Source organism: Variovorax sp. J22R115 (genome assembly GCF_030317005.1).
GTDB lineage: Bacteria > Pseudomonadota > Gammaproteobacteria > Burkholderiales > Burkholderiaceae_C > Variovorax.
This window is the reverse complement of record NZ_JASZYM010000004.1, coordinates 24569-49909: the sequence shown is the minus strand read 5'-3', so window position 1 is coordinate 49909 and position 25341 is coordinate 24569. Positions and strand designations below refer to the sequence as shown.

Annotated in this window: 25 protein-coding genes; 13 read left to right on the top strand and 12 right to left on the bottom strand. The window is 66.3% G+C overall.

Annotated elements, in window-relative coordinates; translation table 11 throughout:
- Nucleotides 1–37: 37 nt before the first annotated feature.
- Entirely contained in the window at nucleotides 38–808 is a 771-nt protein-coding gene (locus QTI04_RS07880) for an SDR family oxidoreductase (protein WP_286614927.1), read from the top strand.
- Between the two features lie 16 nt (nucleotides 809–824).
- Here QTI04_RS07880 and QTI04_RS07875 read toward each other — a convergent pair whose 3' ends face one another.
- Nucleotides 825–1526, bottom strand: a complete 702-nt coding sequence (locus QTI04_RS07875; protein ID WP_286614925.1) for a DUF899 family protein — start codon at nucleotides 1524–1526, stop codon at nucleotides 825–827.
- Between the two features lie 62 nt (nucleotides 1527–1588).
- On the opposite strand from QTI04_RS07875, the gene QTI04_RS07870 reads away from it, so the two are divergent.
- The 6 genes from QTI04_RS07870 to QTI04_RS07845 all read left to right on the top strand — a co-directional run bounded on the left by QTI04_RS07870 (nucleotide 1589) and on the right by QTI04_RS07845 (nucleotide 8503).
- Complete coding sequence (locus tag QTI04_RS07870; RefSeq protein WP_286600864.1) at nucleotides 1589–2650, top strand: alpha/beta fold hydrolase; 1062 nt, start codon at nucleotides 1589–1591, stop codon at nucleotides 2648–2650.
- 97 nt (nucleotides 2651–2747) lie between these two features.
- A complete protein-coding gene (locus tag QTI04_RS07865) occupies nucleotides 2748–3146 on the top strand; it encodes a nuclear transport factor 2 family protein (protein WP_286600863.1) in 399 nt (132 codons plus the stop codon).
- An 11-nt stretch (nucleotides 3147–3157) separates the two neighbouring features.
- A complete protein-coding gene (locus QTI04_RS07860; RefSeq protein ID WP_286614923.1) occupies nucleotides 3158–3742 on the top strand; it encodes a molybdopterin-dependent oxidoreductase in 585 nt (194 codons plus the stop codon).
- A gap of 18 nt (nucleotides 3743–3760) precedes the next feature.
- On the top strand, nucleotides 3761–5479 hold the full coding sequence (locus tag QTI04_RS07855; protein WP_286614921.1) for an IlvD/Edd family dehydratase: 1719 nt from the start codon (nucleotides 3761–3763) through the stop codon (nucleotides 5477–5479).
- A 2-nt stretch (nucleotides 5480–5481) separates the two neighbouring features.
- Nucleotides 5482–5955 carry an SET domain-containing protein gene (locus QTI04_RS07850; RefSeq protein WP_286600860.1) on the top strand — a complete coding sequence of 158 codons (474 nt, stop codon included), beginning with the start codon at nucleotides 5482–5484 and terminating at the stop codon, nucleotides 5953–5955.
- A 175-nt stretch (nucleotides 5956–6130) separates the two neighbouring features.
- Complete coding sequence (locus tag QTI04_RS07845) at nucleotides 6131–8503, top strand: arylsulfatase (RefSeq protein WP_286614920.1); 2373 nt, start codon at nucleotides 6131–6133, stop codon at nucleotides 8501–8503.
- A gap of 39 nt (nucleotides 8504–8542) precedes the next feature.
- Here QTI04_RS07845 and QTI04_RS07840 read toward each other — a convergent pair whose 3' ends face one another.
- The 7 genes from QTI04_RS07840 to QTI04_RS07810 all read right to left on the bottom strand — a co-directional run bounded on the left by QTI04_RS07840 (nucleotide 8543) and on the right by QTI04_RS07810 (nucleotide 16615).
- The gene (locus QTI04_RS07840) at nucleotides 8543–9001 is read right to left on the bottom strand and encodes a DUF4262 domain-containing protein (protein WP_286600858.1); all 459 of its coding nucleotides are present in this window, start codon (nucleotides 8999–9001) and stop codon (nucleotides 8543–8545) included.
- A 24-nt stretch (nucleotides 9002–9025) separates the two neighbouring features.
- Complete coding sequence (locus QTI04_RS07835) at nucleotides 9026–10105, bottom strand: App1 family protein (RefSeq protein ID WP_286614919.1); 1080 nt, start codon at nucleotides 10103–10105, stop codon at nucleotides 9026–9028.
- Nucleotides 10106–10140: 35 nt separating this feature from the next.
- The gene (locus QTI04_RS07830) at nucleotides 10141–10923 is read right to left on the bottom strand and encodes an alpha/beta hydrolase (RefSeq protein ID WP_286614916.1); all 783 of its coding nucleotides are present in this window, start codon (nucleotides 10921–10923) and stop codon (nucleotides 10141–10143) included.
- A gap of 91 nt (nucleotides 10924–11014) precedes the next feature.
- A complete protein-coding gene (locus QTI04_RS07825; protein WP_286614914.1) occupies nucleotides 11015–13417 on the bottom strand; it encodes an SAM-dependent methyltransferase in 2403 nt (800 codons plus the stop codon).
- 13 nt (nucleotides 13418–13430) lie between these two features.
- Nucleotides 13431–14168, bottom strand: coding sequence for a protein-L-isoaspartate(D-aspartate) O-methyltransferase (locus QTI04_RS07820; RefSeq protein ID WP_286614913.1), 738 nt, complete (start codon nucleotides 14166–14168; stop codon nucleotides 13431–13433).
- Nucleotides 14169–14274: 106 nt separating this feature from the next.
- On the bottom strand, nucleotides 14275–14889 hold the full coding sequence (locus QTI04_RS07815; protein WP_286615357.1) for a hypothetical protein: 615 nt from the start codon (nucleotides 14887–14889) through the stop codon (nucleotides 14275–14277).
- A 190-nt stretch (nucleotides 14890–15079) separates the two neighbouring features.
- Nucleotides 15080–16615 (bottom strand): hypothetical protein, encoded by a 1536-nt coding sequence (locus QTI04_RS07810; protein WP_286614912.1) that lies wholly within the window; start codon nucleotides 16613–16615, stop codon nucleotides 15080–15082.
- Between the two features lie 300 nt (nucleotides 16616–16915).
- Here QTI04_RS07810 and QTI04_RS07805 point away from each other — a divergent pair, with 300 nt between their 5' ends.
- The 4 genes from QTI04_RS07805 to QTI04_RS07790 are packed head-to-tail and all read left to right on the top strand — an operon-like array spanning nucleotide 16916 to nucleotide 20322.
- Nucleotides 16916–17947, top strand: coding sequence for an ABC transporter substrate-binding protein (locus tag QTI04_RS07805; protein ID WP_286614911.1), 1032 nt, complete (start codon nucleotides 16916–16918; stop codon nucleotides 17945–17947).
- Nucleotides 17947–18753, top strand: coding sequence for an ABC transporter ATP-binding protein (locus tag QTI04_RS07800; RefSeq protein WP_286614910.1), 807 nt, complete (start codon nucleotides 17947–17949; stop codon nucleotides 18751–18753). Before QTI04_RS07805 ends, QTI04_RS07800 begins: the two co-directional genes overlap by 1 nt.
- A gap of 38 nt (nucleotides 18754–18791) precedes the next feature.
- Entirely contained in the window at nucleotides 18792–19631 is an 840-nt protein-coding gene (locus tag QTI04_RS07795) for an ABC transporter permease (RefSeq protein ID WP_336621877.1), read from the top strand.
- Between the two features lie 22 nt (nucleotides 19632–19653).
- A complete protein-coding gene (locus tag QTI04_RS07790; protein WP_286614906.1) occupies nucleotides 19654–20322 on the top strand; it encodes a cysteine hydrolase family protein in 669 nt (222 codons plus the stop codon).
- On the opposite strand, the gene QTI04_RS07785 is transcribed toward QTI04_RS07790, so the two are convergent.
- The 4 genes from QTI04_RS07785 to QTI04_RS07770 are packed head-to-tail and all read right to left on the bottom strand — an operon-like array spanning nucleotide 20319 to nucleotide 24104.
- Nucleotides 20319–21098: an SDR family oxidoreductase gene (locus QTI04_RS07785; protein ID WP_286614904.1), complete on the bottom strand. Its 780-nt coding sequence runs from the start codon at nucleotides 21096–21098 to the stop codon at nucleotides 20319–20321. The two genes, QTI04_RS07790 and QTI04_RS07785, sit on opposite strands and share 4 nt — an antisense overlap.
- A gap of 23 nt (nucleotides 21099–21121) precedes the next feature.
- Nucleotides 21122–22129: a 2Fe-2S iron-sulfur cluster-binding protein gene (locus tag QTI04_RS07780; protein ID WP_286614903.1), complete on the bottom strand. Its 1008-nt coding sequence runs from the start codon at nucleotides 22127–22129 to the stop codon at nucleotides 21122–21124.
- A gap of 4 nt (nucleotides 22130–22133) precedes the next feature.
- Nucleotides 22134–22613, bottom strand: coding sequence for a heme-binding protein (locus QTI04_RS07775; RefSeq protein WP_286614902.1), 480 nt, complete (start codon nucleotides 22611–22613; stop codon nucleotides 22134–22136).
- Between the two features lie 30 nt (nucleotides 22614–22643).
- Nucleotides 22644–24104, bottom strand: a complete 1461-nt coding sequence (locus QTI04_RS07770) for an aldehyde dehydrogenase family protein (RefSeq protein WP_286614899.1) — start codon at nucleotides 24102–24104, stop codon at nucleotides 22644–22646.
- Between the two features lie 167 nt (nucleotides 24105–24271).
- On the opposite strand from QTI04_RS07770, the gene QTI04_RS07765 reads away from it, so the two are divergent.
- On the top strand, nucleotides 24272–25003 hold the full coding sequence (locus tag QTI04_RS07765) for a TenA family transcriptional regulator (RefSeq protein WP_286600840.1): 732 nt from the start codon (nucleotides 24272–24274) through the stop codon (nucleotides 25001–25003).
- Nucleotides 25004–25034: 31 nt separating this feature from the next.
- A complete protein-coding gene (locus tag QTI04_RS07760; RefSeq protein WP_286600838.1) occupies nucleotides 25035–25340 on the top strand; it encodes a 2Fe-2S iron-sulfur cluster-binding protein in 306 nt (101 codons plus the stop codon).
- Nucleotide 25341: the final 1 nt, after the last annotated feature.

Below are 25341 nucleotides of genomic sequence, written 5' to 3'. Positions count from 1 at the left end.
CTAAGCTCGCGCCGATCATATTCAGGAGACACAGCACATGGACACCACCCAACTCTTCTCGCTCAAGGGACGCAGCGCGCTCATCACCGGCGGCTCGCGCGGCATCGGCCGCATGATCGCCGAGGGCTTCCTCGCGCAGGGCGCCCGCGTCTACATCTCGGCGCGCAAGGCCGCCGCCTGCGACCAGACCGCCAAGGAACTCTCGGTCTTCGGCCATTGCGTCTCGCTGCCGGCCGATGTGTCGACGGTCGAGGGCGCGCAAGCCCTCGTCGCCGCCTATGCCAAACACGAAGGCTCGCTCGACATCCTGGTCAACAACGCCGGCGCCGCCTGGGGCGCACCGTACGAGGAGTTCCCCGAAAGCGGCTGGGACAAGGTGGTCGACCTCAACCTGAAGACGCCTTTCTTCCTGACCCAGGCGCTGACGCCGATGCTCAAGAAGGCTGCGACCGACCATCTCGCGAAGGTCATCAACATCGCATCGATCGATGGCATCTCGGTCAATCCGCAGGAAACCTATTCGTACGCGGCGAGCAAGGCCGGCCTGATCCAACTCACGCGCCGCATGGCACTGCGGCTCGCACAGGACCGCATCGCGGTCAGCGCGATCGCGCCGGGCGCCTTCGCGTCCGACATGAACCGGGTGGCGCGCGACCACGGGGATGAGATCAAGGGCGGCATTCCGGCCGGCCGCATCGGCGAGCCGGAGGACATGGCGGGCGCCGCGATCTATCTTGCGTCGCGCGCCGGCGACTACGTGATGGGCTCGACGCTCATCGTGGACGGCGGTGTGACGCACGCGCGCTGAAGCGTGTCGCGCCGGCTCAGTACTGGAGCTTCGGATACCAGTCAGTGCCGCGCCCGCCCGGCGTCAAGTCCAGGATGGACCAGAGTGAAGCGATGTCGGGTGCACCGCGCGGGTCCTGGCCGGGGTCGGCCATCTCGCCCGTCATCTCGCCTGCCCAGAACAGCCGGACTTTTTCGCCGTCGCGCTTGAACACGATCAGCGCCGGGTACTCGCTGCCGTCGGGCCGCAGCACGCCGATGTCCTTGGCATAGTCGTCGCCGATGGTCTGCACGAAGTTCAGGTCGCGCCAGCCGCGCTCCTGCGCAAAGGCGTATTGACGCTCCACGGGTGAGCGCCCCAGCACCTTGAGCGCCACGCGCTGCTTGATGTCGGCGGCATTGCCGTTCAACGCACCGAGCAGGTTGGTGCACATCGGACACGGCCGTTCGCGCTGCGGCCCGTACATCCAGAAGTAGGTGACCAACGTGTCCTTGTCGCCGAACAAACCGAGCAGCCCCGCCTCGAAGGCCTGTTCGTCCTTGAAGCGGTAGTTCTTCTCGATCACGGGACCGGGTGGAAGGGCCTGGCGCTGCTCGACGAGCCGTGTCATGTGGCGGCGAAACTCGATCTCTTCCGCCAGCAGGGCCTGTCGGGCGGCGGCGTATTCATCCGATGCGCCGGGGAATGGCCTCTTCGCCTTCTTCGCCAGCTCGGCCGCGGGGGTCAGCGTTTGTTGCATGCCTTTGCTCCTTGTTTGCGCCTAGAGTATGGAAAACAACGACGGTTTCCAAGGAGACATTGATGAGAATTCTGCGTCAGACGTTCACTACATGGCTGCTTCTGTGCTGCGCCGCGCTCACCGCATGGGCCGCCGATTCGCCGCCGGCCAAGGAAGGCGACTGGATCGCCAGGGATTTCCGATTCCACACGGGCGACGTCCTGCCTGAAGTGCGGCTGCACTACACCACGCTGGGTTCGCCGTCGAACCCGGCGGTGCTGGTCCTCCACGGCACCGGGGGTTCGGGGACTGGCATGTTGTCGCCTGCCTTCGGAGACGAATTGTTCGGCCCGGGGCAGCCGCTGGACGCCGGCAAGTACTTCATCATCCTTCCCGACGCGCTGGGCCACGGCAAGTCGTCCAAGCCATCGGACGGCATGCGAACCAAGTTCCCGCTCTACAACTACGACGACATGGTGCAGGGTCAATTCCGGCTGCTCACCGAAGGGCTGGGCGTGAAGCACCTGCGACTCGTCATCGGCAACTCGATGGGCGGCATGCAGACCTGGATCTGGGGCGTGCAGCACCCCGAGTTCATGGACGCCCTTGTGCCGATGGCTTCGCAGCCCACCGAGATGTCGAGCCGCAACTGGATGATGCGGCGGATGGTCACTGATGCGATCCGCACAGACCCGGCCTGGAACAACGGCAACTACACCACGCAGCCCCAGGCGGTTCGCGCTGCCAATGCCTACTTCGGCATCGTCTCCAACGGAGGCTCGCAGGCGTACCAGAAGATGGCGCCCACGCGGGCGGCAGCGGACAAGCTGCTGGATGCGCGACTGGCGGCGCCCTTCACGGCTGACGCCAACGACTTCCTCTACCAGTGGGATTCATCGCGCGACTACAACCCTGCGCCGCAACTGGAGCGCATCCGTGCGCCCCTGCTCGCCATCAACTCGGCGGACGACGAACGCAATCCGCCCGAGCTCGGCATCATGGAGCGCGAACTCAAGCGGCTGAAGAATGCGAAGTTCTATCTGATCCCGGCCAGTGAAGACACGCGTGGCCACGGCACCACCGGCAACGCGAAATTCTGGAAGGCACAGATGAAGCAATGGCTGGATGCGGCGCCCAGCCAATAGGAATACAAAACACTTACATTTGCACGCGCGTGGAGGGACCTCGGGACGGGCCTTCCGCGCGCAAACTCATGGCCCCTTCACTCCAAGGAGAAGCGCCATGGGAACCCCCACCGAGATCGCCAAGCAAGGCTACGCAGCGTTCGGCAAGCGCGACATTCCGGCACTGCTGGAGCTCCTCGCGGATGACGTGGAATGGAAATTCCTCGCCAACCCCGACACCGGCACGCCCTACGGCGGCACCTGCAGAGGCAAGCAGCAGGTGGCCGAGTTCTTCGGCAAACTGGCCCAGGCCGACGAGATCCTGGAGTTCGAGCCGCGCGAATTCCTCGAAGGTCCCAATCATGTGACGGTGCTCGGCCGCCTCAAGGGCCGGGCGCTGCCGGACGGCAAGGTGCACGAATCCGAATGGATCCAGGTCTTCACCTGGAAAGAAGGCACCAAGATCAGCCGCTGGGTCGGGACGGGCGACACCGCCTCCAGACTCCACGCGAAGTAGACAATGACTGGATGAACAAGCGTCACTTCCTGGGCACGGCGACACTCGCCGGACTGTGGCCCGCAGTCGATGCACTGGCCGCCGACCCGGCCCGCAAGGGCCCGGGCCTTCTCACCGTCAGCGGAGCGATCGGCAAGTCGAACCGGGGTCCGGTGGATCCGGCGCTCGACCAGTTGCTGGTCAAGCACGGCGTCAAGTTCGACAAGGCCTATGTGTTCGACTCCGAAGCATTGCTCCGCCTGCCGTCGGTTCGCATCAAGGCCACGCTCGAGTACGACGCCAAGATGCACTCGCTCGCGGGCCCGCTGCTGACCAGCGTGCTGGAGGCCGCAGGCGTGCCGACGAGCAGCGAAGTGACGATCGCTCTTCGCGCCGTGGACGGCTACGTCGTGCCCTTGAGCATGGCGAACGCACGCGCCTACCGGATGATCGTGGCAACCGAGATCGACGGCACGCCGCTCGCGCTCGGAGGGCTGGGCCCGCAGTGGGCGATCTACGAGGCCGATACGCTCGCCGCGTTCAAGGACAAGCCGCTCAAGGAGCGGTTCGCGTTGTGCCCGTGGGGGCTGTACAGCATCGAAGTCACGCGCGGCTGATCGTTTCTCGCTGAAACCATGGACAAGCCAACCGGCCTCAAGAAAGGCCTCACAAGTTACGGCGACCAGGGCTTCTCCCTGTTCCTGCGCAAGGCCTTCATCAAGGGCGCGGGCTACACCGACTCGGCGCTCGACCGCCCCGTGGTCGGTATCGCCAATACCAGCAGCGCCTACAACCCCTGCCACGGCAATGCGCCCCAGCTCATCGAGGCAGTCAAGCGGGGCGTCATGCTGGCCGGCGGCTTACCGATGGAGTTTCCGACCATCTCCATCCACGAGAGCTTCGCCGCGCCGACCAGCATGTACCTGCGCAACCTCATGTCGATGGACACCGAGGAAATGGTGCGCGCTCAGCCGATGGACGCCGTGGTGCTCATCGGCGGCTGCGACAAGACCGTGCCCGCCCAGCTCATGGGCGCGGCCTCTGCGGGCATCCCCTCCATCCAGCTCATCACCGGATCGATGCTGACCGGCAGCCACCGCAGCGAGCGCGTCGGCGCCTGCACCGACTGCCGCCGCTACTGGGGCAAGTTCCGCGCGAGCGAGATCGACGAGGACGAAGTCGCCGACGTGAACAACCAGCTCGTTGCCAGCGTCGGCACCTGCTCGGTGATGGGCACGGCCAGCACCATGGCCTGCATCGCCGAGGCGCTGGGCATGACGATGCCGGGCGGCGCATCGCCACCGGCGGTCACGGCCGATCGCATCCGCATCGCCGAACAGACCGGCACCCAGGCCGTGCAGATGGCGCGCGATGGCTTGAGCATCGACAAGATCCTGACCCCGGCGGCCTTCGAGAACGCCATGCGCGTGCTGCTGGCGATCGGCGGGTCGACCAACGGCATCGTGCACTTGACCGCCATTGCGGGGCGCATGGGCCTGGAGATCGACCTGGCCGCACTCGACCGCATGGGCCGCGAGACACCGGTGCTGCTGGACCTGAAGCCGTCCGGGCAACACTACATGGAAGACTTTCATCATGCGGGCGGCATGGCGACCCTGCTGCGCGAACTCAAGCCGCTGCTGCGGCTCGGCGCGATGACGGTAACCGGCCGCACGCTGGGCGAGGAAATCGAACGCTCCGGGACGGGCTTCCAACAGGATGTCGTGAGGCCCATCACCGACCCCATCTATCCACAAGGTGGCATCGCCGTGCTGCGCGGCAACCTGGCCCCGGGCGGCGCCATCATCAAGCAGTCGGCCGCCGACCCGCAACTGATGGAGCACGAAGGCCGAGCCGTCGTGTTCGAGAACATCGAGGATCTGCTGACGCGCATCGACAGCGATGACCTGGACGTCACGGCGCTGGACGTGCTGGTGCTGAAGAACATCGGCCCCAAGGGCGCGCCCGGCATGCCCGAGGCGGGCTACATCCCCATCCCGCGCAAGCTCGCGCGTGCGGGCGTGAAGGACATCGTGCGCATTTCGGACGGGCGGATGAGTGGCACCGCTTTCGGGACCATCGTGCTGCACGTCACGCCCGAGTCGGCCATTGGCGGTCCGCTGACGCATGTGCGCCACGGCGATCGGATTCGCTTGAGCGTGCGGGACCGCGAGATCGCGCTGCTGGTGTCCGATGAGGAGTTGGCGCGACGAGCGGAAGAAGCGCCCTTAGTCGTGCCGACGGCCGAGCGGGGATATCGAAAGCTGTTTCTCGAGACCGTGACGCAGGCGGACAAAGGCGTGGACTTCGACTTCTTGCAGGCGCCGAAGATGGTCGGGAAAGTGCCGGAATAGCTGTGGCAAAGCATCGCAAGTACACATCCTCCACCCCGTGCATCAGGGTGGCGCCCAGTGGTGTCCACGGGCTCGGCGCCTTCGCGACGCGGGACCTGCCCGCTTTCGCATTGCTGGGCCTTTACAACGGCCGACGCTACTCGCAACAGGAAATTGCGGCCAAGGCCTGGGATGACCAGCTGACTTACCTGTTTGCGTTATCCAACCAAGAAACCATCGACGGCGCCAAGGGCGGCAATGGCACCCGCCATTTGAATCACGCCTGTGACCCGAACTGCGAAGCGGTGGAGGAATACGACGACGCGGGCCGGTTGGTGCTGAAGTTTCAAACGATCGTGCCCGTGGAGGCGGGGGACGAGTTGTTCATCGACTATTGCCTGACAGCGGATGACGGCTCGGCCGCCTCGAACTATCCCTGCCATTGCCGTTGCGCGAACTGCCGCGGGACGATGCTTGCGCCCGTCGAGGCCGACTGAACTCCGCGAGTGGTGCGCCGCCGCGCCGCTGACATCTGCGAGCCGGAGGCGGCTGCACCAATGTGCAATTGCGCGCAACCCCGACCGGCGCCACTCTTGCACCCTGCTCGCAACGGCAAAGGTGGACGCTCCTGTCCGCTGACCCCGTTTGCGCAGCCACTCTAGGAGTCCAGCGATGGCAAAGAAGCCCAGCAGTCCCGTGTCGCGCAAGCAAGCCTCTGCAGTGGCGATCCCTGCGGACAGCACCCCTGAAATACTCCCCCGCCCGGACTTCCACTTTCCCGGCGAGGTCGGGCGCACCTATCTCGATTCGGATCCCGCCCAGTTCCCGAAGCCCGTGCAGGCGCCCCAAGGCGCGCCGAACATCCTGCTGATCCTCATCGACGACTGCGGATTCGGCCAGTACGGCACCTTCGGCGGCGGCATCCCTTCGCCCACGATGGACAAGCTGGCCGCCGAGGGCCTGCGCTACAACCGCTTCCACACCACGGCGCTGTGCAGCCCCACACGCGCGGCGCTGATCACCGGGCGCAACCATCACTCCGCCTCGTTCGCCGGCATCACCGAACTGGCCACGGGCTACGACGGCTACACCTGCATCCTGCCGCGTAGCTGCGGAACGATGGGCGAGGTGCTTCGGCAGAACGGCTACATGACGGCCTGGGTCGGCAAGAATCACAACACGCCGACCTGGGAGACCAGTGCGGCGGGTCCGTTCGACCGCTGGGCCAATGGCCTGGGCTTCGACTACTTCTACGGCTTCAACGCCGGCGACATGAACCACTGGAACCCGATCCTGTTCCAGAACCGCGACCTGGTGCCGGCCTCGTCGGACCCGGACTACCACCTCACGACCGACCTCGCCGACAAGTCGATCGCATGGGTACGCCAGGCCAAGAGCATCGCGCCGAGCCGTCCCTACTTTCTCTATCTCGCCACGGGCGCGACGCATGCGCCGCACCACACGCCGCAGGAATGGATCGACAAGTTCAAGGGCCAGTTCGACGGCGGCTGGGACAAGTACCGCGAGCAGACGCACGCCCGGCAACTCAAGCTGGGCGTGATTCCGAAAGGCACCAAGCTCACGACCCGCTCCAAGGGCCTGCCGGCGTGGAGTTCCCTCAACGCGGATCAGCGGCGTCTCTACGCGCGGATGATGGAAGTCTTCGCCGGCTACGCAGCGCATTGCGACTACGAGCTGGGGCGAGTCGTCGAGGCCTGCAAGCAGCTGCCCGACGCCGACAACACGCTGATCATCTACATCGCCGGCGACAACGGCGCCAGCGCCGAAGGCGGGCTGGAGGGATCGCTGTGCGAGAACATGTTCTTCAACGGCTTCTCGGAGAAGTGGCAGGACAACATCAAGGCAATCGACGAGTTGGGCGGTCCGAAGCACTTCAACCATTTCCCGTCCGCGTGGGCGCATGCGATGAACACGCCCTTCCAGTGGACCAAGCAGGTCGCCAGCCATTTCGGCGGCACCCGCAATCCGATGATCATTTCGTGGCCGGCGCGCATCAGGGACAAGGGAGGGCTGCGCGACCAGTTCATCCACACGATCGACATCGTGCCGACGATCTACGAGCTTTGCGGCGTCACCGCACCGACCGAGCTGAACGGGATCAGACAGAAGCCCATCGAAGGCAAGAGCTTTGCCGATACCTTGGGCAGCGCGGACGCCAAGAGCCCGCGCAACACGCAGTACTTCGAGCTCGGCTGCAACCGTGGCCTGTACCACGACGGCTGGATGGCCTCGTCGCCGTCGTTCGTGCCGTGGGACCCGAACCGCCAGGAGTGGGACCCCGACAAGGCACCCTGGGAGCTCTACAACATCGAGGAAGACTTTTCCCAGGCCAATGACCTGGCCAAGAAGCATCCGGACATGCTGCGCAAGCTGCAGGACCTCTGGTGGGTGGAGGCCGCCAAGTACAACGTGCTGCCGCTCGACTGGCGCGCCACCATCCGCATGAACGCCGAACTGATGGGGCGGCCCAGCCTCATCGCCGGGCGTACCCGCATGACCTACTACCCCGGCACCATCGGCCTGCCCGACGCGGCCTCGCCTGCGATGTGCAACAAGTCTTGGACCATCACGGCGGAGTTCGATGTGCCCGACGACAAGGCCGAGGGAATGATCGTGACGCACGGCGGCCTCGAAGGCGGCTACGGCCTGTACCTGCGTGAAGGCAGGCCGACCTTCGTCTACAACTACCTCAGCATCGACCGGCCGACCTTCACGGCGAAGAACCCGCTGCCCAAGGGCCGGAACAAGCTGGTGGTCGCCTTCAAGTACGACGGCGGCGGCATGGGCAAGGGCGGCACCGTCACCATGAGCGCGAACGGCAGGAAAATCGCCGAGGGCCGGCTGGAGCGCACCATCCCGATCCAGTTCTCGTTGGGCGAGGGGCTGGACGTGGGCATGGACATCGGCTCGCCGATCGACTTCACCTACAAGATGCCTTTCGCGTTCACGGGCACCATCGAGAAGGTGACGGTCGAACTCGGGCAGTTGGCTGTCACGGCGGGCAAGCCGGCTCGCGCGCGATAGGTCATTTCGTCGCGACCCCGCGTTGTTTTGCACCCGAGTTCAGGTCCCCATCCCCTCGATATCGAAGAGAAAGGACTGGGACCGAAGCCTTCTCCTGTCGAATCCGGCCTCCCAGGGAAAGCGATCCTTGCCATCGGGCCACACGATCTGCACATAGTCATAGTGGCCGCGCGCGAGTTGGGCAGGGACCAGCAGCTCGACGCGCGCAGCATCCGCAACGCGGGGCATCAAGGGAATCTGCGCGGCGCCGAGGATCATGACGCCTTCGTGAACCGGCTCGCCTGCCTTCACGCGTTGCGCAATGACTTCGAGGACGCTCCTGGCGTGCGCCGGTGCAATGCCGAACATGATGAGGTCCGGATGCGCGAAGCTCTTCTGCAATCCGACCGTGTAGACGTAGGTCACGGCTGCGTTCCTCGTGCCGACGCCCGCCATGGCCCAGCCTTCTTGCGCGATGCGGCGCCTGAGCGTTGCGACAGCTTCGGGTTGGATGAACATCTCTCCCACCATGTCGCTGCGGCCTTAGCGCACGGGCCAGGCATCCTTCTCGTGGATGACGTGCCAGAGGCCTTCGTCAACACCTTCGAACGCCTTGGCATAGCGTGCTGCTTCGCGAGGCTCCTGGGTCACGTTGCGGATGACGATGCCGTGGATCTGCCCGACGTGCGCTCGTGCGACCTCGCCGTAGATCTCGGGATCCGATTCGCCGGAGTCGCCCACCAGCAGGAAGCGGCGTTGCGGAAAGTCGGCCAACAGGCGTTCGATGACCGCGAGTTTGTGGATGCGCGATTCGCCTTCCGACGGAATGAGGGTGCGCCAGGTCGTGCTCTCGCGCAGATGCACGCTACCAGGGGGAAACCCGCCACCCACCAGGAAATCCGCCAGAGGCGGATAGAGCTGGATCGGGCTCGCCGAGAGGTAGTGAAAGCGTGTGTCGGGGCTGGCTGCGAGCGCTCGGTAGTGCGACGCCATGCCCTCGACCGGCGTGAATCGGCGGACAAAGGTGTTGAGCAGCATGTCGCGCTGGTCGCGCACGTTGGTGTGCTTGATGGTGTCGTCGATGTCCGAGATCACGGACAGCCCCTGCGCCGGCACGAGCCGCGCCTCCCCCTTGAAGCGGCGCGGGTCGGTGAGCGCCGTGTAAGCGTGAAAGCGCACGACTTCCTCGGGTCCGCGCGCCGCACTGGCATCGACGGTCAGCCTGGCGTCGCTGCGCCCGTTCCTCGCGGTCGGCGGCAGTGCGACGCGCCCCTTGACGCCCTCGATCACGAGCTCGATCACGTTGTCTTCTTCCGACTCGGTTCGAAACAACGCAGCGCGCCGGCTGAAGCGCGCACGCTCGAGCGGCGACAGCTTCTCGAGGTCGAGATCCAGATAGCGCGCCAGCACGCGATGCGCCACGAGCAGCGGTTCTTTCTCGTGAAGCCAGGCGTGAACGTCGAACTCGATCGCGCCAGCGTCGGTGGCGCGTGCGATGCCGGGTATGAACATGACCTCTTCGTCCGCATCGAGCGGTGCGGCCTGAAGCGTCGAAGCCAGCGTGCACAAGCACAGGACGCGGAGCATGTGGCTCCACAGGTCATCGATGATCGGTCGCTTCATGACGACAACTCCGGGCAACGGCGGCGCGCCCTGCGCTACCGAGGCGGATCTCCAAGCAGGAATCCCACGGCGCTGCGCCACCACGCGTCGTCGACGTAGCGGATCCAGTCGTTGTGGTCGGCGGCGCGCACGACTTCGAGCCGCTTGGGACCGGGCAGCGCCTCATACAGCGCCGTTCCGAAGCGCGCAGGAACGATGCGGTCGCGCTCGGCAACCGCCACCAGCACGGGGCGCCCGATCGACGCGAGATGCGCTGCGCTGTCGTAGCGATCCCTCAGCAACCAACTCACCGGCAGCCACGGATAGTGGTAGGCCGCGACGTGTTCGAGCGTGTCCCAAGGCGTGATGAGCATCAGGGCCGCGACATGCTCGGGTTGCCTCGCGCCCGCCGCGGCGGCCACTCCGGCGCCCAGCGATTCGCCGATGAGCAGCAAGGGCGGCCCGTGCAGGCGATGGGCCAGCGCGATGGTCTGCCCGGCATCCTCGACCAGGCTGCGCTCGCCCAGCGCGCCCTCACGCGGACCGTACGCCGGGTATTCGGCCAGGATCACGCGCAAGCCGAGGCGGGTGAGCACCGCGGCGTAGTAGTCGCGATGTCCCGCATGGCCTGCATTGCCGTGGAACACGAGAGCCGTGCCGCGCGCCGGCCCGGCCGGCTCCGCCACCAGGCCACGAAAGTCGCCCTCTGCCGGCCAGGCGACGAGCCCGGCGGACACCATGTCGGCGGCTTGCGCCCGGGCGGGGTGGTAGAGAAGACTGTCCTGGAACATGGCGGGCGCAGCCAGCGCGATGGCGCAGGCGGTGACGAGCCAAAGCATGATGGCAGCAGGTTTCATCCCCGGCCGGTATGGGAGTTCAATGGCAGGCCATCCTTTGGCGAAGTCGATGCGCTGTCAACCCCGAAACGCGTCAGGGACGCGCCACGGCGGCCACTCCGTACAGAACCAGCGCGGCCACGACCACGGCCGTGAAGCCGATGTGAATCGCGAGCAAGGTGGCCAGCACCGCCGCAGTGACCGAGGCGCAGCCGTTGATGCCCCAGGCCCAGGGAATGAGGCGGGCATCGGCAGCCTCCACCCTGGTCAGGCCCAGCGGAAAGGGCATGCCCATGAAGAACGCCAGCGGTGCGATGAGCGCTGCCGCAATCAGAATCCGCGCCGCATCGGGCAGGCCCATCGCGTGCTGGAAGAGCCAGGGCAGCAGGAGCAGGCAAAGCGCCGCCGACACGGCAATGGCGCCCACCACCGCAGCCACCGGGTACCCCTTCAGCCGGCCCGACACGCGGCTGCCGATGCCAGCGAACAGCAGGAACGCGAACAGCACGACGGCAATCGCATACAGCGGATGACTCAGGAACAGGACGAACTTCTGGATGAACGCGATCTCGACGAACATGAAGCCGAAGCCGATCGCCAGGAAATAGGTCAGCACACGCCCGCGCGATGCGGCGCCCGATGCGCTCGCGCCCTGCCGCGCACCGGATCGCGCGACCCATGCGAGCGGCAGCCCGATCATCAGAAGGCTTGCGAGCGCCGCCTGCACCAGCGTGGCCACCAGCACCGGATAGCCCCATTCGAGCAGCGGCAGACCGCCCTGCTCTTTCAGCGACAGTAGTTCCGCCAGCGAGCGCCACTTGAAGAAGTGGAAGAAGTGCGGCTTGTCGTCGGTGGCCGGTTCGATGTGGAACTTGTAGCGCTCCATGAATTCGCCGCGCCCCGGACCGAGCAGTGCCTGCGCGCCGTCGAACAGGTCGGGGCCCTCGACCACGTTGAAGCGATTCGCCTCATCCCGCCGCATTCCGGGGTAGAAGGCCACGTCGAAGGACCGGGCGATGCAGAAGCTCTTGATCGCAGCGATGTCCTCGCTGGTGAACGCGCCGTTCTTGACCAGCAGCGTGCTGGTCTTCCAGCTGCGGATCAACGCCAGCCGCGATGCGGGGTCGCTGACGCCCGATCGTTCCAGCGCTACCACCGCGGCGGCAAAGAGCTTGAGCGCATCGCGCGGCGGCAGCGTGACCCAGCGCGTGACCGCCAGCAGGCCGCCGGGCTGCAGGTGGCGCAGGTCGTCCTGCAAGGCTTCGACCGTGTACAGATAGTTCTCCGCGAGCGCGTAGAGGCCGGCCGAGGACGCACTGAAGGAATCCAGCAGCGCCACCTGGACAAGGTCGTAGCGGTCCCGGCTCGCCGCGATGAAGCCCCGCGCCTCGGCCACGTGCACGTGCGCCATCGACCCATAGACACCGCCCGCCGCGGCCGCGAACTGGCCTCGCACCAGTTCGACGACCTGGGGATTCAGCTCCACCGCATCGATGCGGCGCGCGCCGTGATAGTGCGCCTGCAGCACGTCCGCCCCTGCGCCGGAGCCCAGCACCAGGACGTGCGGCCGATTCAGCAGGTGATAGGGCAGCGCAGAACTGATCTGGTCCAGATGGGCCAGGCTGGCGCGCCGCCCGTCGAAGCGGGTCAGCGCGTTGAGTCCTTCGCCGTCGGTGAAGACGCCCCACTGCGGCGGCGGCTCGGTCGACGCGGTGAGGCTCAGGCCGGGCGCATGGCGCAGCGGGATGCGCGGGCTCTCGACCACGCTGACGAGGCCCAGCGGACTCGAACGCTGTGCCACCACCCGCGTGCCGGGAATGCGCAGGGTCTGCGACAGCTCCTTGTAGGGCGACATCGCGGGCGTCATCCAGGCCTCGGGCAGCAGCAGAGGCACGCCGGCCAGGGCCGCGAGCGCGAACGCCGGCCAGCGCCGATGCCCACCACATTCGAGCCACCCGATCGCCGCCGCGACGCACCCCAGCGCACCGATCAGTTGCAATGCATCGGAAGGCGACAGCACGAACAGCAGCGCCACGATGCCCAGGCTTCCCGCGCCGGCGCCGAGGATGTCGACGCTGTAGATGCGCGACACCTGTCCGCGAAACCGCGACAGGGCCATGCAGACGCAAGCCCCGGCGCACAGGAAGGGAACCAGGAGCAGCAGGTAGACGGCGAACAGGTAGGCCGGTTGGCGCGGGTCCCAGAGGATTTCCAGCGGATTGAACGGCACGCGCTGCGCCAGCAGGAAGCAGCCGATCGCGCTGAGCCCGAACCCCGCGGCGGCCGCACAGAATAGCGGCGCGAAATGCTGCTGAACCGCGCGCTGCGCCAGCGTCAGCAACGCGCCGCTGGCGCCCCAGCCGAGCAGCGCGAGGCTGATGATCATGTAAGCGAAGTGGTGCCACAGGATCACCGAGAACAGCCGCATCAGCAGAATCTCGTAGGCCAGCGCCGCGGCCGAGACCAGGGCCACGGCGATCAGCGGCGCGGCGGCCATCGACGCTCCGGGCTCAGCGCCGGCCGGTCAGCGGAACGAAGGCCACCGGCAGGATCTGCCGCGTCGACACCGTTCCGTCCGCGTTCTTCTCGATGAGCATCAACTGCTGGACCATGAACGCCGCACCCACCGGAATCACCATCCGGCCACCGGGCTTGAGCTGGCGGATGAGCGGCGGCGGGACGTGGCTGGCCGCCGCGGTCACGAGGATCGCGTCGTAGGGCGCATGCTCCTCCCAGCCGTGATAGCCGTCGCCCGTGCGCACCTGGACATTGCCGTAGCCCAGCTTCTGGAGGCGTTGCGTGGCCTGCAGCCCCAGCGGCTCGATGATCTCGATGGTGTAGACCGCGCGGGCCAGCCGTGCCATCACCGCCGCCTGGTAGGCCGAGCCGGTACCCACCTCGAGCACCTTGTGACCCGGCTCCGCTTTCGCCAGATCGGTCATGAGCGCGACGATGTAGGGCTGCGAGATGGTCTGCCCATGGCCGATCGGTACGGGCCGGTTGGCGTAAGCGACATCGACCTGATCTGGCGGCACGAACTCATGCCGCGGCACGGTGCTCATGACGGTCATCACCCGCGCGTCGAAGGCGGGCCTGCCGGTCTCGACGCTGGTCTGGCGCGCCAGCAGCTCGATCTGCTCCATCATCCGCCGGCGCTCGGAAGCGAAGTCCGAGGCGGCCGCGGAGTGGGTTCCCGCCGTGGCCAGGAGGAGTAACGCCGCCAGTGCACGAACCATGGATGTGGCCATCGTCCGGCGATCATGGACGAGGCCGATACCGCGGTCCAGTGCGCGGTGCAAGGCCATGGTCGGGAAGAGGACGAACCGGCCCTGAAAGGGCCGGTCCCGCATGCCGTCAGTTCGCGGCGAAGCAATAGAGCAGGCCGTCGCCGCCCGTTCCGCGCAGTGCCTGCTGGCTGCATCCGCCACGGGATTGGTGCGACGAGTTCCACGATGTGGCCCACGGGTCCGCCGTCGGCCCCGAGCGATCGTGATGGCCGACGATCGCCACGCCCTCGGTGCCGCTGCGCGTCCAGTTGCCGCAGGTCATGTCCGTGTCGTTCGGCGAAAAGGCCGTTCCGTCGGCCCGTGAGCCGGTCAGGATGTCATGGCGGTTGGGCGTGTCGCTGCGGCCCTCGACGGGCAGGCCCTTCTCGTTCAGGGCCGTCTGCTTGGTGACGTTGTTCGTGGAGTGCAGCTGGTCGACGTCACGCGCGATCACCTCGCCCTTGGCATTGCTCCAGGGCCCCTTGCCGATCCGGTCCCGCGCGTTCGCCGTGGGGACGCCGTCCTTGCCCTGGGTGCTCAGGTAGGCCCGCCATGTCTTCCCGCCTGCGCCTGCGGCAGTGGCCAGGTTCTGGCAGTGCTTGTCGGCGCCGGCAAGGCCGCCCAGGTCGGCGCCCTTGCCGGCGCCGACGCTGGTCACGAAGAAACTCATCGGCCCACCACCGGCGCCGCCGGATTGCTGCATCGCACAGGCCGTGATCACGACCGGAAGCCCGATCAGGGCTGCCCGCAGGGGCCAGGAAAAGCGTCTGGACATGGTTCCTCCGTTGGAAGTTGAAGGTTGCGTCGCAGCCCGGCCGCCTGGCCAGGCTGCGCGGATTATGGGAGCCGCGCGCGCGATCGGCCACCACGGTTCCACCAGTGCGCCTCTACATTCACGGCCACAGCATGATCGCGCAGAGTGTCGCGACGATGAGACCGGTCACGACCGGGAACAGCAAGGCCCGCACGGCGGACAGCACCGGTACCCGAGCAAAGCCGGCGACCGCGATCAGCGACGACCAGGCGACCAGGGTGCCGCCGCCAGTCCACACAGCGCCCATCTGACCGACTGCGGCGAGCGTTGCCGGATCCATACCGGCAGCCGGCGCGAGCGCACCCGACAAGGTGCCGGTGAGCGGCAAGCCGGCAAAGCCGGAGCCGTCGATGCCGGTGATCATCCCCACGATCAAGACGCCGAAGGCAACGAAGGCGTGGCTCTGGGGGATCAGATGCTGTGCGCTCTGGATCAACTCGAACAGCAAGTGAGGCGGTTTCGCGTCGCCAACGATGCCCCGGATCGGGCCAGCCGTTTCGCCGGCACCGATGAAGAAGAAGCCGGCGATCGGCAGCACGGATCCCATGGCCTTGAAGGCAAACACGAAGCCGTCGGTGATGTGGTCGGCGCTGACATCGAGCATCCTGCGGGGGCCCTCGGCGGCCAGCGTGGCCAGGATCATCAGCGCTGCCGCCATTCCGCCGACCAGCGTGGCCGCAGCGCCGCCCTTGAGTTCGGGCAGCAGCGGCATGACCTTCGGCAGCACCATCGTCGCGATGACGGCGAGGAAGGCCAGCGGAGTGAGGATGGCGAAGACCTTGGACCAGACGATGCGGCGTGCCGCCACAGAGGACAGTGTGTCCTCGATCTGTGCCTCGCTCAGGAAAGGTGCGTCGCGGCTGGTGCCTCGCGCGATCTCCGCCTTGTCGAAGGTCCCCGCGGATTCGAGTTCGGCGGTCTGGCCGTTGCTCGACTGTGCCTGCCACTTCACGAGAAGCGCGTTGCTTGCCGGCACGATCCGGCGTCGCAGGGAGATGTAGGCGATGAACAGCGCGATGACGCCGGTGATGAGGGACAGCGTCAGCGCGCGATCGGCCACGATCGCGGCGGAGGCGCCCGCCGCTCGGGCACTGATGCCTGGCGCGACGCCAATCACGTAGTCCGACGACAGCGCCATGCCCTGCCCGGCGATGGCGATGGCCACCGCGCCGGCCAGCGGCGGCAGGCCGGCGGCGATCGCGGCAGGCAGCAGCACCGCCGATACCAACGGAACGGCAGGCGTCGGCCAGAAGAACAGCGAGATCATGTAAGTGATGCCTGCGAGCACGAAGTACGCGATGTGTCCGTTCTTCATGATGGCCCGGAACGGCTCCACCATGCGGATGTCCGACTGCAGCGCCTTCAGGGCGTTGAGCAGCGACGTCATCAGGGCGATGACCAGAAAGATGTTGAACAGCTCCTTTGCGGCCACGAAGCTTGCATTGAAGATGCTGCCCAGCGCCGCGATGGGGCTGTGCGTCCAGGCGAGCGTCACGCAGAAGGTGGCAACGATCGAAGGCACGACGACATTGGCGCGGAAGATCATCGTCAGAACGATGGCGCCGACACCCAGCAGATAGGCCCAGTGGGCGGCGGTGATGGTGATGGAATCCATCGTTGGAACCTCGTGGAGTGGGGGTTTGGGGGGAGAAACAAAACTCTCTTTACGGTATACAGTATTCCGTGATGGCAAGAACTGAGCCATGGGGTAAACGCTTGAACGCAGCATCTCCGCGCGCCGAAATGGTGCGGCAATGCTTCCAAAGCGCGCATCTCATTGGAGAAATCGCACGAAATCTGCTTTATCTTCGCTGCCCGGTGCAGGCTGTCGAGGGGTCGCGATGCTGCATTGCAGGATTGCTTTCTGGCCCACGTTTTGCATACTGTATTAATTCATTCACACCGGAGGTTTCTCATGTCTCTGTTCTCGCGCCGTATACCGGCACTCGCCCGACTGGTGCCGGCGCTCGCCATGGCGGCCGGTCTGGTGTCCCTTGCCGGCCACGCCACCGCGCAGACCGCCAAGCCCCTGACCAAGGTGCGCTATGAGGAAGTCATCCGCTCGGTACTTTACGTGCCGATGTACGTCGCCCTGAACCAGGGCTACTTCAAGGATGCCGGCCTCGACGTGGGCATGAAGACCTCCCAGGGCACCGACAAGGGCATGGCTGCGCTGTTGTCCGGCAGTGCGGACATCGTGCTGATCGGCCCCGAGGCCTCCATCTATGTCGCCAACAGCGAATCGCCTTCGAAGCCGAAGATCTTCGCCGGACTCACCGCGACCGACGGCTTCCTGCTGATGGCGCGCAAGCCGGTCAGCGGCACCTTCGACTGGAACCAACTCAAGGGCAAGTCGGTGATGGCCTTCCGTCCGGGCTCGAACCCTGACGTGTTCCTGGAAGCAGCGCTTCGCAAGCACGGACTCGACCCGAAGAAGGACCTGAAGCTGGTCAACAACATCGGCCCGGCCGCACGCACCGGCGCCTGGATGGCCGGGCAGAACGACTACGCGATCTTCCTGGAGCCGGAGGCAGGCAACCTGGAGAAGGACGGCAACGGCTACGTCATGGCGTCCATCGGCAGCGAGGTCGGCCCCGTCGACTACACGGTGTTCACCACCACCGACACCTTCATGCAGAAGAACCCCGAGGTACTGCAAGCCTGGACGAACGCGGTGGCGCGGGCCCAGAAGTACGTCCAGGCCGCACCGGCCGCGGACCTCGCGAAGCAGATCGCGGAGTTCTTCCCCGGCATGTCGCAGCCCGAACTGGTCAAGGCCATCGAACGCTATCGCGGCTACAAGCTCTGGAAGACTTCGCCGCTTGTCGAGAAGGCGGCCATCGAGCAGCTGCAGGACATGCTCACGACCAGCGGCGTGCTCGAGAGCGGCAAGCGCGTCAAGTACGAGCAGGTCGTCGTGACCGACTTCGCCACCAAGGCCAAGTGATGGCGGCGGGCGGCATCTCCGCGGCCGGACGGCCGCGCATCGACGTGCGCAACGTCTCGCTGCGCTACTTCACGCTGCAGGGCGAGACCCAGGCGCTCGACAACATCTCCCTGGCGGTCGCACCCGGCGAGTTCGTCAGCATCATCGGCCAGTCCGGCTGCGGCAAGAGCACGCTGCTCTCGATCATTGCCGGCATCCTCGAACCCTCCTCCGGCAGCGTGACGGTGGACGGCAAGTCCGTCAGCGGCCCTTCGCCCAGCATCGGCTACATGCTGCAGCAGGACTACCTCTACGAGTGGCGCAGCATCCTGGACAACGCGCTGCTCGGCGCCCAGATCCAGAAGCGCAACATGCGCGAGGCGCGCGAGCGCGCCATCCACCTGCTGCACAAGTGCGGCATGGGGGATTTCCTGCACCACTACCCGCGCCAGCTCTCGGGCGGCATGCGCCAGCGCGTGGCGCTGGCGCGCACGCTGGTGACCAACCCCGACGTGGTTCTGCTCGACGAGCCCTTCTCGGCGCTCGATTCGCAAACGCGGCTAGCGATCGCCGACGAAGTGGTCGAGGTGCTGCGCAGCGAGGGCAAGTCGGTGGTGCTGGTGACGCACGACATCGGCGAGGCGATCGCGATGACCGACCGCGTGGTGGTGCTGTCGCGCCGCCCGGGCCGCATCAAGTCCGAGCATTTGATGAGCTTTCCCAGCCACGGCAAGCGGCCGACGCCCTTCGAGGCTCGCGCCCTGCCCGAATTCAACACCTACTTCGGCACGCTCTGGGACGAGCTCGACGTGCATGTCGAAGGATGAACGTGAGCGCAGACATGAATGCAACCCCCTCGATGACGATGCCTCCACCGGCCCTGCCATCACAACCCGCGGTCGCGGCCGACAAGGCCCCCAGCGCGGCCTACGCAAAATGGCTGGCGCGCCAGCGGCGCGAGAAGACGCTGGTGCTCGCAAGCCGGCTGCTGCTGCTCGTGGTTTTCTTCGGCCTCTGGGAACTGCTGGCCAAGACCCGCGTGGTCAACCCGATGCTCACCAGCTACCCGAGCGCGCTGTGGCCGACTTTTGTGGACCTGCTGCAGAACGGCAACCTGCTGACGCACACCTGGGCCACCTTCAAGGCGACCCTGATCGGCTTCGTGCTCAGCATGGTGTTCGGGATCGCGATCGCGGCGGGCCTGTGGTGGTCTCGCTTCGCCAACAAGGTGCTCGATCCTTTCCTGGTCGTCGCCAACGCGATGCCGAAGATCGCCTTCGTGCCGATCTTCTACATCTGGCTCGGCTCGGAGTACTCGGTGTACGGCATGGCCGTCGCGATTGCGATCTTCGTGACGATCATGGTCGCCTACGACGGCTTCCAGTCGACCGACCCGAACAAGATCAAGCTGGCGACGACGCTGGGCGCGAACCGCGCCCAGGTGCTGCGCATGGTCGTGCTGCCGGGCAGCGTGCCGACGCTGATCGCGGCGCTCAAGATGAACATCGGGCTGTCGCTGGTCGGCGTGATCGTCGGCGAGTTCCAGTCCGCCAGCGAGGGGCTGGGCTTCCTGATCGTCAACGGCAGCCAGATCTTCAAGCTCAACATCGTGATGACCGCGATCGTGGTGCTGGCGCTGATGTCGGCGCTGATGTACCTCGTCATCGCCCGCGTCGAAAGCGCACTCGCGCGCCGCTACGGCTGAACCCGAAAGACCTGGACACACGATGGAATTCCCCGCCTGGATCGTCGACCGCGTGATCGCGCGGCAAGGCACGCTGCACCCCTACTCCCGCTTCGACGCGCGCCGCACCGCCTTCGTGGTGGTCGACCTGCAGAACTACTACACGCAGCCCGGCTACCTGGGCGAGTGCGCGCCGGCGCGCGCCACCTTCGGCAAGGTCAATGCACTCGCCTCGGTGCTGCGCGAGGCCGGCGGCACCGTGGTGTGGGTGCAGACCTGCTCCGACGGCGCCGACAGCTTCTGGTCGCACCACCACGCCTACATGCTGACGCCGGAGCGCAGCGCTCGCCGCCTGCTGGAACTCGGCCGCTCGCACCCCGGCTTCCATCTCGCGCCGGGCCTCGACGCGCGGCCGGAAGACCCGCGCGTCGTCAAGCGCTGCTACAGCGCGCTGGTACCGGGCTCGTCAACGCTCGACGAAGTGCTGAAGGAGCGCGGCATCGAGACCGTGCTGATCGGCGGCACCGTCACCAACGTCTGTTGCGAGTCGACCGCACGCGACGCCATGATGATGAACTACGCCACCGTGATGGTCGAGGACGCGCTCTCGGCCGCCACGACGGAAGAGCACGTGCACTCGCTGAACAACTGGATGCTGTTCTTCGGCGACGTGCTGACCGTGGACGAAGTGGGCAAGCGCCTGCGGGCCTAGAAAGTGCCCGGGTAGGCCCCGCCGTCGATCAGCAGGCTCTGGCCCGTGATGTAGCCGGCTTGCGCGGAGCACACGTACGCGCAGAGCGCGCCGACCTCCTCGGCGCGGCCGAAGCGGCCTGCGGGGTTGTTGAGGCCGCGCTCTTCCCACAAGACCTCGAAGGACGGGCCTCCGGCCTTCACGAGCCCCTCGACGTGATGGCGCTGCGCATCGGTCGCAAAGACGCCGGGCAGGATGTTGTTGATCGTCACGTTGTGCCGCACGGTCTGCCGCGCCAGGCCGGCGACGAAGCCGACCAGCCCCGAGCGCGCGCCGTTCGACAGGCCCAGTTCGGCCTGGGGCGTCTTCACGCTGCGCGAGACGATGTTGACGATGCGTCCGAAGCCACGCTCGATCATCGGGTCGACGGTGCGCCGGATCATCTCGATCGGGCCCAGCATCATGGCGTCCAGCGCGGCATGCCAATCGGCAGTCGTCCAGTCGCGGAAGTCGCCTGGCGGCCGGCCGTCGGCGTTGTTGACCAGGATGTCGGGTGAAGGGCAGGCCGCCAGCGCCGCGTCGCGTCCCGCCTCGGTGGTGATGTCGGCCACCACGAAGCGCAACGCGGCGCCGGTCTCGGCGGACAACTCGGCGGCCGACTGGCGCAACGTGGCCTCGGTGCGCGCGGCAATCACCACCTGCACGCCTTCCAGCGCGAGTTGCCGTGCGCAGGCGCGCCCCATGCCCCGGCTGCCGCCGAAGACCAGCGCCGTGCGCTGCGAGATGCCAAGGTCCATCGGGATTCCTCGCGTGCCCCGGCTCAGGCCGTGGCGGTGGATTGAAAGGTGAAGCTGTCGCAGTACAGATGGTCCACGCTGGCGTTGCGCGTGAGGAAGACCCGCTTCGCGTCGCCGATCATCGCCGGCGCGCCGCAGAGGTAGATGGCGTGTTCCGACAGGTCCTCGAAGTCCTCCGCCACCGCCTGCTGCACGTGCCCGCGCCGGCCGGTCCAGCCGGCATCCGCACGTGACAACACGGGCACGTAGCGGAAGTCGCACAGGCGATCGGCCCAGCCCTGGATCTCGTCGTGCAGGTACAAGTCCGCCTCGGTGCGCATGCCCCAGTAGAGGCTCACCGGCGGGCAGTCCTCGTCGTCCATGAGCGACTCCAGGATGCTCTTGATGGGCGCCAGCCCCGTGCCGGTCGCCACCATCAGCAGAGGTCGATAGTCTTCCGCATGGAAGCAGAAGCTGCCGTGCGGCAGCTCGACCGGCAGGCGATCGCCGGGCTTCAGTCGCGCGGCATGGCCGCTGGTGAAGCGCCCTTCTGGAATGCGCCGGATGTGAAAGTCGAGCGCTTGCGGATGCGGCCGCGACGCCATCGAGAAGCTGCGATGACCGCCGTCGGGCAGCAGGATATTGATGTACTGGCCGGGGCGATACAGCAGTTCGGCCTCGGGTGGCACTTCGAGCGACAGGTGCAGCACGTCATCGCCCAGCGGCCGGAGTGCGGTCACCGTGGCCAGGTGACGCGCCGGCTCGGAACATGGCGGCAGGCGACGCGCGCTGCTGATCACCAGGTCGCTCGCGGGCCTGGCCTGGCAGGCCAGCGCATAACCCTCGGCTGCCTCCTCGGGCGTCAGGCCAGGCGGGAAGTCGTCGTAGCGCACCGAGCCTTCGACCAGCTTGATGCGGCAGGTCGCGCAGCTACCGAAGCAGCATTCGTGGGGCAGCCGGAGTTCATGGCGAAGCGCGGCGTCGAGCACCGATTCGCCGGGGGCGGCCTCGAAGCTCTGCGCGGTGTCGAGCAACCGGATGCGGAAAGCCATGGTCCTACTTCTTGATGTCGGCCTCGACCAGCACCGCATGGCCCTTGGCTTCGAGGAACTCGTGCAGGGCCTGCAGCGCGGCCACGCCGCACTTCGTGTCCTGCTCGCCATTGCCACCCGACAGGCCCACGCCGCCGATGACGCTGCCGTCGACCACGATCGGGAAGCCGCCGACGAACACGGCGAATTTCCCCTCGAAGCTCCACTGGATGCCGAAGGCCTCGTTGCCCGGCAGCGCAGGACCATTGGGCAAGGTGTTGAACAGGTGCGTCGACCGCTTGTGGCCGGCGGCCGTGAAGGCCTTGTTCCATGCGATCTGGGGGCCGGTGATGCGGGCGCCGTTCATGCGGTCCATGGCGATCGGATAGCCGCCGTCGTCGACGATGCAGATGGTTTCGAGCACGCCTATTTCCTCCGCCTTGCGGATGGCAGCGGCGATCATCAGGCGGGCTTCTTCGAGTTCGAGCTTCAGTGCGGTTTTCATGAGGTTTCTCTGCGGGACGGAAAGAAAAGATCAGCAGCCGCGATAGACGGTCTTGATCTGCGTATAGAACTCGAGCCCGGTGCGGCCCGACTCGCGGAAGGTCGAGGTGCTCGATCGCTTCAGGCCGCCGAAAGGCGCGTTGATCAGGTTGCCGGTGGTGGTGCGGTTGATCTTGACGGTGCCTGACTGGATGTCCTGCGCGAATCGGTGCGCATGCACCGGGCTGGTGGTGGCGATGGCGGCCGAGAGGCCGTACTCGGTGTCGTTGGCCTTGGCGATCGCGTCCTCGTAGCCGTCGACCTCGATGATCGCGATGACGGGCCCGAAGATCTCCTCGCGCGCAATGCGCATCTGCTGCGTCACGTCGGTGAAGATGGCTGGCGTCACGTAGAAGCCATGGGCGAAATCGCCGGCGACCAACTGCTCGCCGCCGCACAGCAACCTTGCCTCCGACTTGCCGATCTCGATGTAGCCGAGCACCGTCTCCAGTTGCTTGCGGGTTGCAAGGGGGCCGATGTCCATGCCGGGCGTCATGCCGCTGCCGACCTTCAGGCTGCGCACCCTAGCGACCAGCTTGTCGGTGAAGTCGACCTTCACCTTCTTCATCACCAGGACCCGGCTCGTCCCGGTGCAGGCTTGGCCGCTGAGCGACAGGCCGCCCTTGATGACCAGATCGACCGCCTTGTCGAGATCGGCATCGTCCATCACGATCAGCGGGTTCTTGCCGCCCAGTTCCATCTGCGTGCGCGTGGTCATGGCGGCGGCGCGATGGATCTGCTCGCCCGCCGCCGTCGATCCGGTGAAGGAAATGGCGCGCACGGCGGGCGACTCGGTGATGACGGGTCCGACTTCCGAGGCGCGTCCTGTGATGAAGTTGAGAACCCCCTTGGGCAGCCCGCCCTGGATCAGCGCCTCGGCCAGCCTCAGGCCCGACAGTGGAGCGTCCGACGAGGGCTTGAAGACCACCGTATTGCCGGTGATCAGCGCCGGCGCGATCTTGCGCGCAGGGATCGACACCGGAAAGTTCCAGGGGCTGATGACCGTCACCACGCCGAGCGCTTCGCGCTGGCTGTAGACGACCATGTCCGGGTCGTCCTGCGGGAAGGTCTCGCCCGAGAAGGACTGGCCTTCCACTGCATAGAAGCGCAGCGTCTGCGCCGACCGGAGGATTTCATCCCGGGCCTGCGCCAGCGGCTTGCCCTCTTCGCGCGTCAGTTCTTCGGCGAACGGTGCAGCGTGCGCCTCCAGGTATTGCGCAGCGGCGTTGAGGATCGCGGCGCGCCTGGACACGGGCGTCTTCCGCCAGCCGTCGAAGGCCGCCGCCGCCGCCGCCACGGCCGCCTTGGCATCTTCGGCGGACGAAGCCTGGAAGCGCCCCACCACCTCGCGCGCGTCGGCGGGATTGATGTTGTCGAAGGTGCGATCGGTGCTGCTGGAAACCCAGCTTCCGTCGATGTAGTTCCGAAAGGGGGCGGGTGAAACGTGGGTCATTTGCGAGTGGTGAGGCGGTGAAGTTCTTTTAAGAATACTGTATACCGACAAATCCGACAACATCTTCCATCCTTCCGAATGAGCCATTGCGCAGACTTGGATATTTGGTATACAGTATTCATCAACAACTGATTTCATCCACCCACCCATCCCGACCAGGAGCCCGCATGCCCGCCCTCATGAATCGCGACGAATTCCGGACCGCCCTCGAAAACGCCATCAAGGGCAAGAGCGCCAATACATCCCCGTTCAGCCTGGCTTGGGCCGGCGGCACGTTGAGCCGCGCGCACCTGGCTCGCTGGGCGGAGAACCATTACCACTACGTCGGCCCTTTCGCCGACTACCTGGGCTATCTCTATGCGCGCATGCCTGACCGCTACACCGAAGCCAAGGATTTCCTGCTGGCCAACATGTACGAGGAAGAGATCGGCGGCGATCGCCACACCGACCTGCTGATCCGCTTCGCCGAAGCCTGCGGCACGACGCGCGAGCGGGTGACCGACCCCGACAACATGTCGCCGACCACGCGCGGCTTGCAAAGCTGGTGCTACGCCGTCGCGATGCGCGAAGACCCGATCGTGGCCGTCGCCGGCCTCGTGGTGGGGCTCGAGTCTCAGGTGCCGTCGATCTACCGCAAGCAGACGCCCACTCTCCGCGAGAAGTACGGCTTCACCGACGAGGAGGTGGAGTTCTTCGACCTGCACATCGTCTCGGACGAGATCCACGGCGAACGCGGCTACCAGATCGTGCTGGAGCACGCGACCACCGTCGAGTTGCAGCAGCGCTGCCTGAAGATCTGCGAAGTCGGCGCGCAGATGCGCCTGCTCTATACGACGGCGCTGTACCACGACTACGTGGCCGTCGAAGAGGCCAGGCAGCCGGCGCTCGAAGCCGCCTGAGCGCCATCGATCCGATTGCAAGCCGCCGCGCATGCCCATCATCACTTTCCACAAAGGCGGCCAGGTCTACAGCGACGAGGTCAAGGAAAACACCAACCTGGTGGTGCGCGCAGGCATCAGGCAGTTCCCCTATCCGCATCTGCGCTACGAATGCGGCATGGGCAAGTGCTCCAAGTGCGCCTGCCGCGTGCTGGCCGGCGCCGAGCACCTTCCTGCACCGAACTGGAAGGAGAAGAAGCAACTTGGCGAGCGGCTTGACGCGGGCTGGCGCCTGGCCTGCCAGCTCTGGGTGCAGCAGGACATCGAGCTCGCCCAGGACGACGCACTGTCCGCCTGAA